We start from the raw sequence: 760 nt of genomic DNA, 5'->3' as shown, positions 1-760 counted from the left end.
CTTTGGGGAAGCAGGCAAGCGTTGATAGGAACGATCGTTTACATGGTCTGGATTTTTATGGGGCTTGATGAAGCTGAGTACAGAGCGAAAAAGCCAGTCGGGAGGGACTGACTAATGAGTAAGGACGATATTGTATTTCTGTTAACTATGTTTTGTGGGATTGGATCAATAATAATTAATTTGTATTTGATTATTAAAGAAAAATTTTTCAATTAAAATGAGTCTTTTAGCTTTAACTTAAATTTTTTTTGATAATTAGCTGTTCTTATGACCATTACAAGTTTTTCACCAGGTAATATATCTTTCATATCTAAAACTTCTGAAAAAGCGACTGAGTAGCCAGGAGAGATTGCTTGTGCCAACGGTATAGGAGATAAAAGGCTACTTTTATGAATGCTTCCCATATCAAAACCATTGGCGTGATAATGTGAACAATTAATTTTCTTACCGTTGTAAAGATACGTACATTCGATAATTGAGTTTGGCATTTTTGATGGGTTTGCAATTACGCCAGTAAGAATCATTCGATTACTTCTATCATGCTTAACTAAAAAATAGGAGAGCGTAATTTTTCTTTTATCTTTAAATAAGTTATAGAGGGATAAAAAAAATCCTGAAATAGAAATGATTAAAGTAATAGCGACTTGGTAATCGCTCAAAATTTTTATCAAGTAATTCACCACCTTTTTACTCAAATTATATCAAAAAGGAGAGAAGAAATAATGCAAGAATTAGTAATTTTGAAAAATAAAGAAGCTGT

At 31.7% G+C, this 760-nt stretch carries 1 protein-coding gene; it reads right to left on the bottom strand.

The window, feature by feature from the left end:
• Positions 1 to 212: 212 nt before the first annotated feature.
• On the bottom strand, positions 213 to 680 hold the full coding sequence (locus tag HMPREF2961_RS01665) for a hypothetical protein (protein ID WP_223917846.1): 468 nt from the start codon (positions 678 to 680) through the stop codon (positions 213 to 215).
• Positions 681 to 760 lie beyond the last annotated feature (80 nt).

Origin of the sequence: Enterococcus sp. HMSC076E04, from assembly GCF_001814285.1 — a bacterium.
Lineage (GTDB): Bacteria > Bacillota > Bacilli > Lactobacillales > Enterococcaceae > Enterococcus_B > Enterococcus_B lactis.
This window is presented reverse-complemented; position numbering and strand designations above follow the sequence as displayed.